Source organism: Amorphus coralli DSM 19760 (assembly GCF_000374525.1).
GTDB lineage: Bacteria > Pseudomonadota > Alphaproteobacteria > Rhizobiales > Amorphaceae > Amorphus > Amorphus coralli.
This window is the reverse complement of sequence record NZ_KB894573.1, coordinates 400,383-416,480: the sequence shown is the minus strand read 5'-3', so window position 1 is coordinate 416,480 and position 16,098 is coordinate 400,383. Positions and strand designations below refer to the sequence as shown.

Here is a 16,098-nt window from a genome sequence, read left to right as displayed (position 1 = left end):
GTCGCCCAGTTCCAGCCAAGGAGACCCGCATGTCTGAATCCGCCACCGAACGCCTGGCCCAGGTCTACGGGGCCACGTCGGATCAGGAGCGGAGGTCAGCCTATTCGGCCTGGGCCAACGACTATGAGAGCGATCTCGCCAAGTGCGGCTACCTGTTGCCCGGCGTGGCGGCAACGCTTGCCGCGCGCCATGTCGCAACGGGCGACGGCGCAATCCTCGACGCGGGCTGCGGTACGGGCCTGGTCGGACAGTTCCTCTCGCTGATCGGGTTCGATCCCATCGTCGGTATCGACCTTTCAGACGAGATGCTGACGGTGGCGGACCAGAAGGGCGTCTACCAGGACCTGAAGTCCATGCGGCTCGGCGACCGGCTCGATTTCGAGGACGACAGCTTCGCCGCTATCACCTGCGTCGGCACGCTGACGCCCGGACACGCCGGCCCCGAGGCGTTCGAGGAGATGCTGCGCATCGTCCGGCCGGGCGGGCGGATCATCTTCTCGCTGCGCGCCGACGAGGGCATCGATCCGGGCTATGGCGAGGTCATCGAGGCTCTGCGCTTCGATGGGCGCTGGCGGCACGTGGAATCGACTCCGCCCTTTCCGGGCATGCCGGGTGAGTCCCTGACGATCCTGCACCGCATCCACGTCTACTCGAAATAGGCCGGAAACCGGCCGTCCGCGTACGGTGTGCGCGCGGCGGGCGAAATCCTGACTGTTATGCGCGAATTTTTTCGTCATTTCGCGGATCGACACTGGACGGACGTGTTTCTGCCGGTTATTGGAATAATTCCAATTCTAAACCGACAGAGAGCGGAGTGAGCCGGTATGAAGGGCGATCCCGAGGTTATCGACTACCTGAACCGTGGCCTGAAGAGCGAGCTGACGGCGATCAACCAGTACTGGCTGCATTACCGGCTGCTGGACGACTGGGGCTTCACGCTGCTCGCCAAGAAGGAGCGCGAGGAGTCCATCGAGGAGATGCACCACGCGGACGAGTTCGCGACGCGCATCATCTTCCTCGAGGGCCTGCCGAACATGCAGACGCTCGAGCCGCTGCGCATCGGTCAGAACGTCAAGGAAGTGCTGGAGTGCGATCTCGCTGCGGAGCAGTCGGCGCGGGAACTCTATCGTGAGGGCCGCAAGCTCTGCCACGACAAGGAAGACTACGTGTCCATGGCGCTGTTCGAGAAGCTTCTCTCCGACGAGGAAGGCCACATCGACTTCATCGAGACGCAGCTTCAGCTTCTCGAATCGATCGGCCTGGAGCGCTACTGCCTGCTGCAGGCGGCGCCGGCGAACGAGGCCGAGTAAGCCTTTCGCCCTCCGTCTCGACGGAGGGTGCAACACGGACTTTCGGACAGGGGCGGGTGCGCGGCATCCGCCCTTTTTCGTGCGCGCGGGCAAGGGAAAGATCGTCAGGCGAGGCGGACGATGCGTCCCCCGGCGGCCTCGGCGTCAGCCGGGTCGTGGGTGACGAGGAGCACCGGAAGGCGGCGCTCGGCGGCCGTGGTGAAGACGAGCGCGCGGATCTGGTCCTTCATGGCGGCGTCGAGCTTGGAGAAGGGCTCGTCGAGGAGCAGGGCGCGGGGGCGGGCGGCCAGCACCCGGGCGATGGCGACGCGGGCCTGCTCGCCGCCCGACAGGGTGGCGGGATCGCGATCCTCGAAGCCGGCGAGCCCCACCTCGGCAAGGGCGGTGCGGACGAGGCCGGTGCGCTCGCGGCGAGCCGTTCCGGCCGGCAGCGCGAAGCGCACGTTGCCGCCGGCTGTGAGGTGGGGAAAGAGCAGCGGATCCTGAAAGAGCAGCCCGATGCGGCGGACTGCGGCGGGCAGGGCGGTGAGATCGGCTCCGTCGAGCCCGATGCGACCGGTGGCGGAGAAGGGCGGGGCAAGGAAGCCCGCGACGCAGGCGAGGAGGGTCGACTTGCCGCTGCCGGACGGCCCCATGACGGACAGCGTCTCGCCCGGAGCGATGCAGGCGGAAAGAGCGAGCAAGGTCTCGGTGCCCCGGCGGATTTCGACGGTGTCGAGGATCAGGCCTTCGGTGGTGGCTGCGCTCATGCCGCAATCCTCCAGGCGGCGGCGAAGCGCCGGGCGCGCAGGGCCGGAATGGCCAGCGCCAGGGAGAAGGCGGCGAGCGGCAAGAGCATCTGCCAGACGGCCATGACCCCGATCAGGCCGCGGCTGCCCCCGGCAGCAAGCGCGATCGCCTCGGTGGTGACGGTGGGCAGCCGCCCGGCGCCGATCAGCAGGGTCGGCAGGTAGAGCCCGACGGAGACGGCGAAGCCGACCGCGGCAGCGGTGAGCACGGCCGGCAGCAGCATCGGCAGGCGCACGCGCCAGAAGATCCGGATCTCCGAGGCGCCGAGGGCGGCGGCCACCCGCGCGTAGCGTGGGTCCTGGGCGCGCCAGCTGTCGCCCAGCGACAGGAGGACGTAGGGCAGCACGAAGACCAGGTGGGCGAAGGCGACGGCGGCGAGGGACGGACGCACGCCGACGGCCAGGAGCAGGACCTGCAGGCCGAACAGGAAGGACACCTGGGGGACGATGATTGGCAGGTATAGAAGCGACAGGACGCGGGTACCGGGCGCGCGGCCCTGGCGGCTCTCGTTTTCCAGGCAGGCAAGGGTCAGCAGCGTCGCGGCGGCCGTGGCGAGAAGCGCGATGGCGACCGTGGTGATGACGAGGGCGCCGGTTCCGGACGACGCTTCCGTCCAGGCCGACAGCGACCAGCGGGTGGGCAGGGCGTCGGGGAAGCGCCAGACACCGGCCAGCGACCAGACGGTCAGGCCCGCCAGGCCGGCCCCGATCATAACCGCGCAGAGGAGGGCGAGGCCGGCGGCGAGCACGCGCAACGGCCCGTCGCGCCGCAACCGGTGGCCCGAGGCGATGGCCCCGCGCCCGATGACGGCGACGAGCCGTTCAAGCGCGAGCCAGGCAAGCAGCGCGGCGGCGGTCACCGCGACCTGGAGGAGCGCGCCGGCGGACGCGGAGAAGCGGCGGGTCAGGTCGGCATCGCCCATCCAGTCGACGAGGCGGACGGCGAGCGGTGCCGGCGTGGTCGGCCCCAGAACCAGCGCGACCTCCACCGTGGAGGTGGCGAAGGCGATCACCGCAAAGATCGGCAGCCGCAACTGCGGGTAGAGGCGCGGCAGCACGGCGTAGGCGAAGCCGGCAATGCCGCCATAGCCGAAGCCGGTGGCGACCCGCGACAGGCGGCCGGCGTCGGTCTGCGGCAGGGCGGCGAGCGCCATCAGGAGCAGGAAGGGGACTTCCTTGGCAACGAGGGCGGCGATCATGGCGAGGCCGGCCGGATCGTGCACGATCAGGAGATCCGGTGGCCGGTCCAGGCCCGTCGCCCAGGGCGACAGGAGCCGGACGATCCAGCCCGACGGGCTGATCAGGAAGGCGAGCCCCAGCGCGGCGGCGGCATGGGGGAGCGACAGCAGGGGCGACAGAACCCGGCGCATCCACACGAAGGCGCGGGTGTCCGACCAGGCGGCGACGAACAGGAGCGCGATCGCGGTGGCGATCAGGGTGGAGGCGAGGCCGGTCCACAGGCTGAGGGCGACGGAGGTCGCAAGCCCCGGTTCGGCCAGGAGCCGTTGCCAGGGCGCCAGAGAGACCACGTGGCCGCCGAGCGCCGGCAGGTAGCCGAAGGCAGGCAGCGCCACGCCCGCGATCCCCGCGAGGACCGGACCGATCAGCACCGCGATGGCGAGGGCGGGCGCAAACCGGACGAGCATCGCAGTCGGCGCCTTTCCGGGTCTCAGCGCGCGCCGTAGCGCGCGGTCCACGCGGCTTCCAGCCGCTCGGTCCAGCTTGGATCGGGTTCGCGCAGGGTCGGCCGCATGGCGGACGGCGGCAGGATGGCGGGATCCTCGGCGAGCGCGTCGAACCGGGCGCGGTCGGCGTCCGGCAGGCCGGCGACGTCGAGGACCGTGGGATCGCCCCACACGTCCGGATCGGCCTTGCGCGCCTGGGCTTCCGGCGACAGCAGGACGTTCGCCACCACCAGAGCGCCGGCCTTAGCGTTGGCGTTGTAGGGGATGGCGACGAAGTGGGAGTTGCCGATGGTGCCGCCCTCCAGAAGGTAGGGACGGACGCTCTCCGGCAGCTCGCCGTCGGCGATGGCGGCGCTGGCGTCGGAGGGATTGAAGGTGAAGGCCAGGTCGATCTCGCGGTCGGCGAACAGGCGGCGGAGCTCGGAGACGGACCGGGGGTAGGCCTTACCCTGGCGCCAGAGGTGCGGCGTGACCCGGTCGAGCCAGTCGAAGACCGGGCCGGCGGCGGTCTCGAACGCGGCATCGGTGACCGGCCGGTCGAGGGCCAGCCGGTCGGGCGCGTAGGTGAGAAGCAGCTGTTTCAGGAAGGTCGTGCCGAGAAAGTCCGGCGGCTGCGGATAGGTGAAGCGGCCGGGATTGGCCTCGACAGAGTCGGCCAGCGCATCGAGGGTGCGCGGCGGGTCGGGCAGCGTTTCCGTGTCGTGGAGAAAGACGAGCTGGGCCATGCCCCAGGGTGATTCGAGGCCGTCGATGCGCAGGGTCGCGTCGGTGAGGACGGTGGGCTTGCCGTCGGTGTCGACGTAATCCCAGTTGGGCAGGACCATTGCCCAGCCCGGCCTCATGAGGAGGTCGTGCCGGACCATCGCCGCGAAGTTCTCGCCATTGATCCAGACGAGATCGACGCTGCCGCCGGTATCGCGGCCGGCGGTCTTCTCGGCGAGCACCTGGGCTACCACGCCGGAGGTGTCGGTTACCTTGATATGAACCAGGTCCACGTCATGGCGGGCCTTCAGCTGGTCCGCGACCCAGCCGATATAGGCGTTGATGCGCGGCTCGCCGCCCCAGGCGTGGAAATAGACGGTCTGGCCAGTGGCCTCCTCTTCGACCGCGGCCCAGTTCTGGGGATCCGGGTCGGCGGCGAGGGCTGGCCCGGTGACGGCCAGGGCGGCTAGAAGAGCGGCGACAACCTTGAAACGGGTCACGGAATGGCAAGCCTGAACGGGTCGAGAACGATGACTGACGACTCTAGTCGCGCGCCCGCCGGGTGCCAACAGCCGGGAACGGGGAACACACGACCGTGACACGCCTGCCCGTCGAAGAGGCGCTGCCTGCCCTGAGGGAGGCGCTGTCGGCCGGACCGTCGGCCGTGCTGGTGGCGCCGCCGGGTGCCGGCAAGTCGACCCGGGTGCCGCTGGCGCTGCTGGAGGAAGGCTGGCGCGGCGACGGGCGCATCCTGGTGCTGGAACCCCGCCGGCTCGCCGCCCGGGCCGCGGCGCGCCGGATGGCGGAGACGCTGGGCGAGGCAGTGGGCCAGACCGTCGGCTACCGGGTGCGGATGGACGCGAAGGTGTCGGCCGCCACGCGGATCGAGGTGGTGACGTCCGGCGTCTTCGTGCGGATGATCGCCGACGATCCGGAGCTCGACGGCGTGGTGGCGGTGCTGTTCGACGAAATCCACGAGCGGGCACTGGACACCGACCTGGGGCTGGCGCTGGCACTGGACAGCCAGGGCGCGCTGCGGACGGACCTGAGGCTCGTTGCCATGTCGGCGACCGCGGATGCGGAGCGGATAGCCCGGCTCCTGAGCGATGCGCCGGTGGTGGAAAGCCGGGGACGAACGTTCCCCGTGGAGACGGATTACGCGCCGACGGCACCGCATACCCGGATGGAGGATGCCGTTGCCGATGCGGTGCGGCGGACCCTGCGCGACGACAAGGGATCGCTGCTCGCCTTCCTGCCGGGCCGCGCCGAGATCGAGCGGACCATGGAACGGCTGTCCGACCTGCCGGCCGACGTCGACGTGGTGCCGCTGCACGGCGGGCTCGACGGGCGCGCCCAGGACGCGGCGATCCGCCCCGCGAAGCCGGGACGGCGCAAGGTCGTGCTGGCGACGCCCATTGCCGAGACCTCCATCACCATCGAGGGCGTGCGGGTGGTGATCGATGCGGGCTACGTGCGCCGGCCGCGCTTCGAGCCGGCGACCGGGCTGACCCGGCTGGTCACCGAGCGCGTGTCTCGTGCCGCCGCCGACCAGCGGCGCGGCCGCGCCGGGCGCACCGAGCCGGGACGCTGCATCCGCCTGTGGGCGGAAGGACAGACGGCTGCGCTCATCCCGTTCGACCCGCCTGAAATCCTCGACGCCGATCTCTCCAGCCTCGCACTCGATCTCGCCGAATGGGGCGTCGAGGATCCGGCGCAGCTTGCCTGGCTGGATCCGCCGCCCATCGCCGCGTTTCGCGAGGCGCGGGCGTTGCTGGCCGACCTGGGCGCCATCGACCCCGCCGGATCGATCACCGCCGACGGTCGGGCGCTGAGGGCCCTGCCGCTGCCGCCGCGCCTGGCGCACATGGTTCACAAGGCGGCCGCCACCGGCGAGGCGGATCTTGCCGCGCGAATCGCGCTTCTCCTGACCGAGCAGGGGCTCGGCGGGCGCGACACCAACCTTGCCCATCGCCTGGACGCGCTCGCCCGCGACCGCTCGGAGCGTGCCCGGGCCGGGCGGACTGCCGCGGCCCGCTGGTCGAAGGCCGCCGGTGGATCGGGTGGGGATGGCTCAAGACCCGATCCGGCCCGTGTCGGCCGGCTGGTTGCCGTCGCCTTTCCCGACCGGGTGGCGCAGGCGCGGGGGCAACCGGGCGGCTACCGGACGGCCGGAGGGCGCGGCGGCGTGCTGGATCCGGCCGACCCGCTGGCGCGCGAGCCATATCTCGCGGTGGCGGAGCTGCAGGGCGCGGCCCAGAAGGCGCGCATCCTGTCGGCCGCGCCCCTGGATCCGGCCATGATCGAGGAGCTGTTTGCCGAGCGGATCGTGGAAGAGGAGGTCTCGGCCTTCGATGCGGCGGCCGGGGCGGTGCGGTCGCGCTGGCAGCGCCGGTTCGGAACGCTGGTGCTGGCGGAACGGAGAACGGTGCCGAAACCCGGTGCGGAAACGCTCAGCGCCCTGATGGCGGGCCTCGCCGAGCGCGGCATCGACCGGCTGCCCTGGAGCGCGGAGAGCCGGCATCTGAGGGAGCGGATCGGCTTTCTTCACCGGACGCTGGGCGAGCCTTGGCCGGACGTGTCAGATGCCGCACTTGCGGGGACGCTCGAGGACTGGCTGGGGCCGTTCGTGCCGTCCGCCGTGGCGCTCTCCGACGTGACCGGGGCGGCTTTGACGGCGGCGCTGGAAGGCCTGCTGGCGAATGCGGGGCTCGGTGGGCAGGTGGACCGGTTGGCGCCGGAGCGCTTCGTCATGCCCTCGGGCCAAGGCGCTGCGATCGATTATTCCGGCGAGCAGCCAGCCATCGCGATCCGGGTGCAGGATCTCTTCGGCGTCGCCGGGCATCCTTCGGTCGCCGGCGGCAGCCTGCCGCTTGTGGTGACATTGCTGTCGCCGGCCGACCGGCCGATCCAGACGACCATGGACCTGCCCGGCTTCTGGCGGGGAAGCTGGGCGGACGTGCGCAGCGACCTGCGCGGCCGCTATCCGAAGCACGCGTGGCCGGAGGATCCGGCCAGCGCGCCACCGATCCGCCTGAAAAAACATCTCAAAAGCTGAAGGACGTCTCCGAATCGGCTTGCCGGTTTCCATCCGCGCTCCGTTTCGGATAGGTCGTGCGTAAAAGCCGAAACGATTGGACGGCGCCTCATGCCCTTTCCCGAGACTGCCCCTCGCACGCCCGAGGGAACCCGCATCTACGCCATCGGCGACGTGCACGGCCGTGCCGATCTCCTGGAAGCGATGCTGGCCGAGATCGACCGCGATCTCGTCCGCCACCCGTGCGACGACGTGGTGGAGATCTATGTCGGCGACTATGTCGACCGCGGCCCTGCCTCGAAGGCGGTTCTGGACATCCTGCAGGACGACGCGCGCCACGACGGCGAGCGCATCTGCCTCAAGGGCAACCACGAGGACATGCTCCTGGATTTCCTGGAGGATCCGGAGCTGTTGATTCTCTGGATGCAGAATGGCGGCCAGCAAACGCTCGCCTCCTACGGCATCACGCCGCCGGCGGAGGTGGGGCAGAAGTCGATGGCGGAGATCCGCAGCGAGCTCAGGAGCGCGCTCGGCCGTCATTTCAACTTCCTCTCCAACCTGCCGCTGACCCACGTCGAGGGCGACTATCTGTTCGTTCATGCCGGTATCCGGCCGGGCGTGGCGCTGAAGCAGCAGGATCCGGAAGACCTGATGTGGATCCGGGAGCCGTTCCTGTCGTTCCCAGGGCCGCTGCCGCACTGTGTTGTTCACGGGCACACGCCGGTGGATGCGCCGGAGGTGCGGCCGTTCCGCATCGACATCGACACGGGTGCCGCGGTCACGGGGACGCTGACCTGCCTCGTGCTTGAGGATGAGACCCGCCGCTTCCTCTCGACCGGACGCTGAGACGAGCCATGACCACGGCAGCGGAGCTGTCGACCGCGCGCGCCCTGACCGCCGCGGAGGACAGCGGATTCAAGATCGCCGTCAAGGCGCACATGGTGGCCGTTCTTCTGGCCGGGGCCTGGCTCGACTGGGCAGTTCCGACGGACGCGTGGCCGGTTGCGCTTGCGCCGGTGGCCTTGCTGCTGCTGGCAGGCGTCGCGGCGCACGCCGCGGTGGGCTCGCGCTTCGACTGGAGCGGGTCGCGCTACGCGATCCTCGGCCTCGACGCGGCCGGGCTGGCAGCGCTGCTGGTGCTTTTGCCGGATGCGCAGGAGGCGGCGGTCGTCGGCGCCTTCGGTCCAGCCGCCGCGCTCCTGCTCATCGGGCTGGCTGCGGCAATGCTGGCCCGCGGACCGCTCATCTGGGCCGGGGCGCTCGGTGTCGCCCTCTGCTGGATGCCTATGACGGGCGGCGTGGTGCCGTCCGGCTGGGCGCTGCCACCGCTGGCGGTGCCTGCCGGGGCAAGCCTGATCGCCGTGGCCGCTACGGGTCTGGTGGGCTGGGCCATCGCGCGGCTGCGGGCGGTGGTGGCGGAACGCGCCAGCGCCGGCCGGGCGCGGGGGCGGATCCAGACCGCGTTCGGCCGTTACATGCCGGCCTCGATGGTGGAAGAGCTGGTCAGGACGCCGGGCGTGCTCAAGCCCGTCGAGCGCGACGCCAGCATCGTTCAGGTGGTGGTGTCGGGATTCACCACGCTCACGGAGGCCGGCGATCCGGCGACCGGCATCGCGGTGCTGGACGCCTTTTTCACACGGGCCGGGGAGATCGTCGCGGAGGGGGGAGGCGTGATCGCGGGTGCGACCGGCACCGGCTTCACGGCAAGCTTCAACCTGCCGCTGGCGGTCAACGATCATCCCGACCGGGCGCTCTGGGTCGCGCGGGCGCTGCTGCACGCGGTGCGCAAGGAGAGCTTCGCCGGGGCCAGGCTGGAACTGCGCATCGGCGTTGCCACCGGGCCGGTCTCGGCGGGCGCCGTCGGCGGCGAACGTCCGGCCTACGCGGTCTACGGCGATACGCTGGACCGGGCGCTTCGGCTGCAGGCACTGAACACGGAGCTTCAGTCGCGGGTGCTTCTGGACGCCGACACGGCGAGCGGCCTGTCGCCGGAGACGGATCTCAGGAAGATTGGCGCGGTGGAACTGCGCGGCCGCGAGGCCTCCGTGGCGATCTTCGGGGTCTGACGGCTCAGCCGCTCGCGGCGTCGTTCAACGCATCCACGAGCATGGCCTCGGTGAGAATCTGCGGCAGGACGCGTGCCCCGCCGTCGCCCCTCGGGAACACCAGGTAAAGCGGCACGCCGGCGCGGCCGTAGCGCTCCAGGTAGCTGGTGATGGCGGGATCGCGGCGGGTCCAGTCGGCGGTCATGAAGGTGACGCCGTCGCGGGCAAGCGCTTCGCGGAAGTCCTGGCGGAAGGCGACCCGCTCGTTGACCTTGCAGGTGATGCACCAGGCGGCGGTGACATTCAGGAACACCGGCTTGCCCTCGGCCCTGAGGGCGGCGAGGCGGTCCGGCGAGAAGGGCAGCGAGCCGTCGGCGTTGAGGCCGGTTCCGTCATTCGAGGCGGCCATCGAGACCACCGGCGGTTCGGTGGCAAGCGACGGCGAGAGCAGGGCCACCGCACCGGCCAGGCCGACGAGGGCGGCAAGGCCGGCCGCCCAGCGCCCGCGCGCCAGCCCGCCCTGGCGCAGCCCGATCGCCCAGGCGGCGAAGCCGAGCAAAACGCAGCCGACCAGCACCGCGAACATGGCGTCGACCCCGGCCTGCTGGGCAAGCACCCAGACGAGCCAGGCGGCGGTGGCGTAGAGCGGGAAGGCGAGAATCTGGCGGAAGCGCACCATCCAGACACCGGGGCGCGGCAGAAGCCGGCCGACCGCGGGCATCAGCGACACGACCAGGAAGGGCAGGGCGAGGCCGAGGCCGAGGGCGGCGAAGACGGCCAGCGTCAGGGCGGCGCCCTGGGTGAGGGCGTAGCCGATGGCGACCGCCATGAACGGCGCGGTGCAGGGGGTCGCCACCACGGCGGCCAGCACGCCGGTGAAGAAGGAGCCGGCGGTGCCGGAGCTGCCGTGCACGAGGCCGCCGGCGCGGGTCATGCCGAGGCCGATCTCGTAGAGGCCGGACAGGTTCAGTCCCACGAGGACCAGCACGTAGGCGAGGATGGCGACCACGATGGGCTGCTGAAGCTGGAAGCCCCAGCCGACCGCCGCGCCGCCGGCCTTGAGGGCGATCAGGCCCCCCGCCAGCACCAGGAACGAGACGAGGATGCCGGCCGTGTAGGCGCCGCCCTGGGCAATGCGGCTGCGGACCGGCTCGTGGCCATGACCGGCGAAGGCGACGGCCTTCAGCGCCAGCACTGGAAAGACGCACGGCATCAGGTTGAGAATCAGGCCGCCGAGGAGCGCGAAAAGGATGGCGCGCCAGAGGCCGGGCGTCGCCTCCGCCGGGATCGCGAGTGCGGAGCCGCCGCCGAGAGACGCAACCCCTGGGTTGCCGGCCGACCCGACGGTTGATCCGGGGCCCGAAGCCGAGGCGGGCGGGGCTGTCGCGGCGGGGGCGGGTATCGCGCTGGCGGGACCGTCGACGGCAAGCCTGTAGCCCGTCCGCTTGCCGGAGGCGTCGGTCAAGGCGAGGACGCCCCGGACCATGCCCGGCTCGGTGGCGCCCTGCGGGCGCAGGGTGAGGACGAGATCGCCTTCCTCCACGGCGAAGGACTGGCGGGAGGAATGGTCGATCAGGTCGGGATCCAGCGGGAAGAAGTAAGCGTCGGAGACGCTGTCCGGCGCAATGCCTTCAGCCTCCACCACCAGCCGGAGATCGTCCGCGGATCCCGACAGACTGGCCGGCCAGTCGACGGTTTCGGGCAGTGCGCGGCGCGCCTTCAGGAAGGTGAAGGCGACGGATGAATCCGCCTCGCTCGCCGCCGCGGTGGGGATCTCGAAGGCGGTTGTGCCGCTTTCCGGAATGCAGATGTCGGAGCAGACCAGCCAGTCGATCTCGAGCGAGACCGGCAGGGGCTCGCCCGCCGTCCAGCCGGACGGCACGGTGATGCTCGTGAGATAGGTGATCTCACCGGAGTAGCCGTAGTTCAAAAGCGGCGGGTAGGGCATGAGCTCCGGCGTCGGCCACCGGATCTCACCCGGCTCGGCCCCGTCCGGCAGGGTCCAGCCGAACAGGGTCGGCGCGCCTGAATCGCCGGGATTTTCCCAGTAGGTGTGCCAGCCGTCCTCCACGATCTGGCGGATGGCGATCTCGACGCTGTCGCCGGGCGCGACGGCGGTATCGGCCAGCGTCACCTCCGCGGTGATGTGGTCGGTGCGGATCGTGGCCTGGGCGCCCAGAGCAGGGACCGCCAGCGCGACGAGCGCGGCCGCCGCTGCGGCAGTGCGTCGCGCCAGGGCAGACAGGATGGAACGATTCCGGTGTGCGGTGCGCTTCATTACGCGATGGGGCTTTCCGTGTTGTCAGGAGCGTCTACCGCTTCGACGGGCTCAACGCCAAATCGCCGAATGTCACATCTTCGAGATGCGGAGCCGGCCGCGCCGGATCGGAAGGGGGGACGTCCCGACCGGTGCGACGACACGATCCGCGAAACGGACCAGCAAGGAGACCACCATGCGCAATGACAACGCGCTTTCAGAAGCCGAATGCAAGACCATCGCCAAGGGGCTGGCGCGGGTGCTGGCGGACACGCACGGCCTCTACATCAAGACGCACGGCTTTCACTGGAATGTCGAGGGCCAGCGCTTCCGCACGCTGCACCTGATGTTCGAGGAGCAGTATACCGATCTCTGGAACGCGCTGGATGACATCGCCGAACGCGTCCGGGCGCTGGGCCACTACGCGCCGTCGAGCTATGCCGACTTCGCCGAGCTGACCGAGGTCGAGGAGGAGCGTGGCGTGCCGGGTCCCTGGGAGATGGTCCGCAAGCTCGTCCATGACAACGAGATCGTGGTGCGTACCATGCGCGAGATCAGGCCCGCGGTGGACGATGCTGGCGACGACGCCACCGCCGCGCTTCTCGACGATCGCCTCGTGCAGCACGAGAAGCAGATCTGGATGATGAGGAGCATGCTCAAGGACGTCGACGACAAGGACGTGGTGTCCTCCTCCATCCTCAACGATCTGACCTGACCTGCTGACGGCCAGGCCGGGCGCGGATTTTCCGCAGCTTTTGCTTGGGTCCGAAGGCCAGCACGCCTATCATGCGAACGCGGTGGCGCCGATGGTGCCGCCGCGTTTGCCGTTGTCGCGGGGCTGCCGAAGCGCAACCCGCCACGAGGAACGGGACAGGCGTCCAATGGTGCACCCCTGGGTCAAAGGCGCGTTCGGTGGTGCGCGCGCCGCTGCAGCCGCCGCCGACTACGTGCGGGCCGCTGCACCGCCCGCCAGCACCCATTCCATCGTCAACCGGGCCGCCGCCGCGCAGCGTCAGCGCGAGCTGGAGGATCTCGGCCTCTTCAATATCGCCTCGCAGGAAGTCTTCGACCGGATCGGCCGCATCGCTTCTGCCGCCTTTTCCGCGCCCACCGCATTCGTCTCGCTGCTCGATGCGGAGCGGATGTGGATCCAGACCACCGAGGGCCAGGTGCTGGACGATACGCCGGTGGAAACGTCGCTGTGTATCCACACCGTGCAGGCCGGCGAGATGCTGGTGGTGGAGGACGCGCGCACGGACCCGCGCTTCGCCACCAATCCGCATGTGCTGGGCGATCCGTTCGTCCGCTTCTACGCGGGGGCACCGCTGTTCTCGCCGAACCGCGTGCCGGTGGGGACGCTGTGCGTCGTCGACCGCACGGCGCGGCGCTTTACGCCCGAGCAGCAGACGATGCTCGCCGACCTCGCCGCCTTGACCATGAGCCAGTTCGAGCTGCAGCGGGCCGCCCTCATGGACGGCCTGACGGGAAGCTGGAACCGGCGCATGCTGGAACAGGTGGTTTCGGCGGAAATCCGCCGGTCGAAGCGCACCGACCGGAAGTTCGCGCTGGCGATGCTCGATCTCGACTTCTTCAAGCGCCTGAACGACGAGTATGGCCATGCGGTCGGCGACGAGGTGCTGATCACCTTTGCCCGGCTGGTTCGCGACAATCTCCGTCCGGAAGACTGGTTCTTCCGGCTCGGCGGCGAGGAGTTCGCGGCCCTGATCGTTCATTCCAGCAGCGCCAAGGCGGAAGGGCTGATCGAGCAGATCCGTGACGACCTGGCCCGCCGGGGCCCGGCCTTCGGCAGCCGCGGGGTCACCTTTTCCAGCGGCATCACCGATCACCGGCCACCGTCGCTAGGCGGGGTGGAGGGCGACACGCTGGCGACGATCCTGCAGCGCGCGGACATGGCGCTCTACGAGGCGAAGGCGGCGGGGCGCAATCGCACCGTCTGTGCCGCTCAGGAACGCGTCGACGCCTGAGGCCGGTGGGCGCGAGTCCAACGGGTTCGGCGCGCGTCCGGCGATCCACGTGGAGCGCCGCACCGTAGGAACGCACGACGCCTTCCCGCCGGCCCAACTCCAATGCGGCCCCCTACGATTGACGGAGACACTCCATGTCCATCGCCCTCTGGTGCGTGCTCGTCGCCAGCATCCTGCCGCTCCTGGCCGTGTTCCCGGCCAAGGCGGATCCTGAGCTCGACAACCGCGATCCGCAGGCGCGCCACGCCGCCCAGACCGGCTTCCGGCGCCGGGCGTTCGCGGCCCACCAGAATTCCTGGGAAGCGTTCCTGGTGTTTGCGGTGGCGGTGATCGTGGCGGAGATGAACGCCGGGCCGCAGGGCGCGATCAACGCGCTGGCGCTGGTCTTCGTGGTGGTGCGGGTGGCCTATATAGCGGCCTATCTGAAGGGCGTCGGCACGATCCGCTCGGGCCTGTGGACGGCCGGCTGGCTCCTGTCCATCGCCATCTTCACCAGCCCCGCCTGGGGCGGGTGAACCAGGCCGCCCGCCCGGAGCCGGTGCGCAAAGCGCACTCGGCGTGAGGGGTATCTCTTAGACCGCAATCGCGGACGGAAAACCGATTCCCACTTTTCCTGCGATTGCTCTAGATCTGCCGTTCGACCATGAGCTTCTTGATCTCCGCGATCGCCTTGGCCGGGTTCAGGCCCTTAGGGCAGGCGTTCGCGCAGTTCATGATGGTGTGGCAGCGATAGAGGCGGAACGGATCCTCCAGATCGTCGAGCCGCTCGCCGGTGCCCTCGTCGCGGGAATCGTTGATCCAGCGATAGGCCTGCAGGAGCACGGCCGGGCCGAGATAGCGGTCGGAGTTCCACCAGTAGCTCGGGCAGGACGTCTGGCAGCAGGCACAGAGAATGCACTCGTAGAGGCCGTCGAGCTTCACCCGGTCCTCGTGGCTCTGGCGCCACTCGCGCTGCGGGGTCGGAGAGACCGTCTTCAGCCACGGCTCCACCGAGCGCAGCTGGGCATAGAAGTTGGTCAGGTCAGGGATCAGGTCCTTCACCACCGGCATGTGCGGCAGCGGGTAGAGCGTCACCGGCCCGGTTACCTCGTCCATGCCCGAGGTGCAGGCGAGGTGGTTGATGCCGTTGATGTTCATCGCGCAGGAGCCGCAGATGCCCTCACGGCAGGACCGGCGGAACGACAGCGTCGGGTCGATCTTGTTCTTGATCCAGATCAGGCCGTCCAGGATCATCGGACCGCAGTCCTCGGTATCGACATAGTAGGTGTCGATGCGCGGGGTGCGGCCGTCATCCGGGTTCCAGCGGTAGATCCGGAACTCCCGAAGCGACTTCGCGCCTTGCGGCTTGTCCCAGACCTTGCCGGAGGAGACCTTGGAGTTCTTCGGAAGCGTGAGCTCGACCATTGTCGTCTTTCCTCAACGGGGCTCTGCAGAAGGGGCGGCATCCGCCCCGGTCATGATGAGCATGGCATTCTCGGCGTTCCGGGCGACGGTGACGTAGCCCCGCGCCGCGAGCGCCTGCAGGAGATCCTCCCGCCACAGCGCGGCGTGGGTCGTCTCCACGACGATCGCACGCGGCCAGCGCTCGGCCGGGACGGAAGCGAAATAGGGGACGAGCGCCTGGTCCTCGAAACCCTCGATGTCGATCTTCAGGACGCCGACGGGCGCGTCATAGCGGGCCAGCCGCTCGGCAAGCGGCGCAACCTCGACCTCGTAGCCCTTCGACCGGTCGCCGGCGAAGGCGTGCAGCGAGGCACGGCCCTGGTTGCCGGAGGCATTGGCCCAGAGGGTGGCGGTCGACGGCTCGGGCCCCACGGCCACCGGTTCGACGCTCACTCTGTCGGCCACGCCGTTGGCGGCGATGTTGTAGGCAAGCCGACCACGGGAAACGGGGTGCGGCTCAAAGGTGACCACGCGGACGCCCTCGGGCGCGCGCGCCGCCGTCGGAATGGTGTAGACGCCGAGATTGCCGCCGATGTCGACGAACAGGTCGCCCGGCCGGAGCTGGGCCAGCACGAAGGCCCGCTCTTCGGCTTCCGGCAGCCGGTGCTTGGCGGCGAGATCGAAGCCGTCCTTGTTGTCGCGCGGCGAGACGCGGAAGGCAAAGCCCTCCACGTCGATGTCGATCTCCGCGTCCGGGATCAGCGGGCGGACATGGCGGCGGACCCAGCCGCGGACGCCGGGAGCGAACCGCCGGCCGCGCGCCAGGGCGAGCATTGCCCGCGTGGACGCACCGGGCCGGAGGCTGCCGAAGGGCTCCGTCGGGGTTGCCGCCATCTCCATCATCATCGC

The 16,098-nt window shown here is 70.0% G+C and carries 14 protein-coding genes; 8 read left to right on the top strand and 6 right to left on the bottom strand.

The window, feature by feature from the left end; genetic code table 11:
• Window positions 1-29 precede the first annotated feature (29 nt).
• On the top strand, window positions 30-659 hold the full coding sequence (locus C507_RS0112690) for a class I SAM-dependent DNA methyltransferase (RefSeq protein WP_018700083.1): 630 nt from the start codon (window positions 30-32) through the stop codon (window positions 657-659).
• A 165-nt stretch (window positions 660-824) separates the two neighbouring features.
• The gene (bfr, locus tag C507_RS0112685) at window positions 825-1,310 is read left to right on the top strand and encodes a bacterioferritin (RefSeq protein WP_018700082.1); all 486 of its coding nucleotides are present in this window, start codon (window positions 825-827) and stop codon (window positions 1,308-1,310) included.
• 104 nt (window positions 1,311-1,414) lie between these two features.
• On the opposite strand, the gene C507_RS0112680 is transcribed toward bfr, so the two are convergent.
• The 3 genes from C507_RS0112680 to C507_RS0112670 are packed head-to-tail and all read right to left on the bottom strand — an operon-like array spanning window position 1,415 to window position 4,985.
• The gene (locus C507_RS0112680) at window positions 1,415-2,059 is read right to left on the bottom strand and encodes an ATP-binding cassette domain-containing protein (protein ID WP_018700081.1); all 645 of its coding nucleotides are present in this window, start codon (window positions 2,057-2,059) and stop codon (window positions 1,415-1,417) included.
• Complete coding sequence (locus C507_RS0112675) at window positions 2,056-3,744, bottom strand: ABC transporter permease (protein WP_018700080.1); 1,689 nt, start codon at window positions 3,742-3,744, stop codon at window positions 2,056-2,058. Before C507_RS0112675 ends, C507_RS0112680 begins: the two co-directional genes overlap by 4 nt.
• 23 nt (window positions 3,745-3,767) lie before the next feature.
• Window positions 3,768-4,985 carry an ABC transporter substrate-binding protein gene (locus tag C507_RS0112670; protein WP_018700079.1) on the bottom strand — a complete coding sequence of 406 codons (1,218 nt, stop codon included), beginning with the start codon at window positions 4,983-4,985 and terminating at the stop codon, window positions 3,768-3,770.
• Between the two features lie 95 nt (window positions 4,986-5,080).
• On the opposite strand from C507_RS0112670, the gene hrpB reads away from it, so the two are divergent.
• The 3 genes from hrpB (at window position 5,081) to C507_RS0112655 (ending at window position 9,585) form a co-directional block, all read left to right on the top strand.
• Window positions 5,081-7,540, top strand: coding sequence for an ATP-dependent helicase HrpB (hrpB, locus tag C507_RS0112665; protein WP_018700078.1), 2,460 nt, complete (start codon window positions 5,081-5,083; stop codon window positions 7,538-7,540).
• A gap of 90 nt (window positions 7,541-7,630) precedes the next feature.
• Window positions 7,631-8,365, top strand: a complete 735-nt coding sequence (locus C507_RS0112660; RefSeq protein ID WP_018700077.1) for a metallophosphoesterase family protein — start codon at window positions 7,631-7,633, stop codon at window positions 8,363-8,365.
• Window positions 8,366-8,373: 8 nt separating this feature from the next.
• Window positions 8,374-9,585, top strand: coding sequence for an adenylate/guanylate cyclase domain-containing protein (locus tag C507_RS0112655; RefSeq protein WP_018700076.1), 1,212 nt, complete (start codon window positions 8,374-8,376; stop codon window positions 9,583-9,585).
• A 4-nt stretch (window positions 9,586-9,589) separates the two neighbouring features.
• Here the strand turns inward: C507_RS0112655 and C507_RS0112650 are convergent, their stop codons facing one another.
• Window positions 9,590-11,842: a protein-disulfide reductase DsbD family protein gene (locus C507_RS0112650; protein WP_018700075.1), complete on the bottom strand. Its 2,253-nt coding sequence runs from the start codon at window positions 11,840-11,842 to the stop codon at window positions 9,590-9,592.
• A gap of 175 nt (window positions 11,843-12,017) precedes the next feature.
• On the opposite strand from C507_RS0112650, the gene C507_RS0112640 reads away from it, so the two are divergent.
• The 3 genes from C507_RS0112640 (at window position 12,018) to C507_RS0112630 (ending at window position 14,321) form a co-directional block, all read left to right on the top strand.
• On the top strand, window positions 12,018-12,536 hold the full coding sequence (locus C507_RS0112640) for a Dps family protein (RefSeq protein WP_018700073.1): 519 nt from the start codon (window positions 12,018-12,020) through the stop codon (window positions 12,534-12,536).
• Between the two features lie 166 nt (window positions 12,537-12,702).
• Complete coding sequence (locus C507_RS21250) at window positions 12,703-13,806, top strand: GGDEF domain-containing protein (protein ID WP_018700072.1); 1,104 nt, start codon at window positions 12,703-12,705, stop codon at window positions 13,804-13,806.
• A gap of 134 nt (window positions 13,807-13,940) precedes the next feature.
• Window positions 13,941-14,321, top strand: coding sequence for an MAPEG family protein (locus tag C507_RS0112630; protein ID WP_018700071.1), 381 nt, complete (start codon window positions 13,941-13,943; stop codon window positions 14,319-14,321).
• A gap of 109 nt (window positions 14,322-14,430) precedes the next feature.
• Here the strand turns inward: C507_RS0112630 and C507_RS0112625 are convergent, their stop codons facing one another.
• Together C507_RS0112625 and C507_RS0112620 are read right to left on the bottom strand one after the other, a co-directional pair.
• Complete coding sequence (locus C507_RS0112625) at window positions 14,431-15,210, bottom strand: succinate dehydrogenase iron-sulfur subunit (RefSeq protein WP_018700070.1); 780 nt, start codon at window positions 15,208-15,210, stop codon at window positions 14,431-14,433.
• Window positions 15,211-15,222: 12 nt separating this feature from the next.
• A complete protein-coding gene (locus C507_RS0112620; protein ID WP_018700069.1) occupies window positions 15,223-16,095 on the bottom strand; it encodes an FkbM family methyltransferase in 873 nt (290 codons plus the stop codon).
• Window positions 16,096-16,098: the final 3 nt, after the last annotated feature.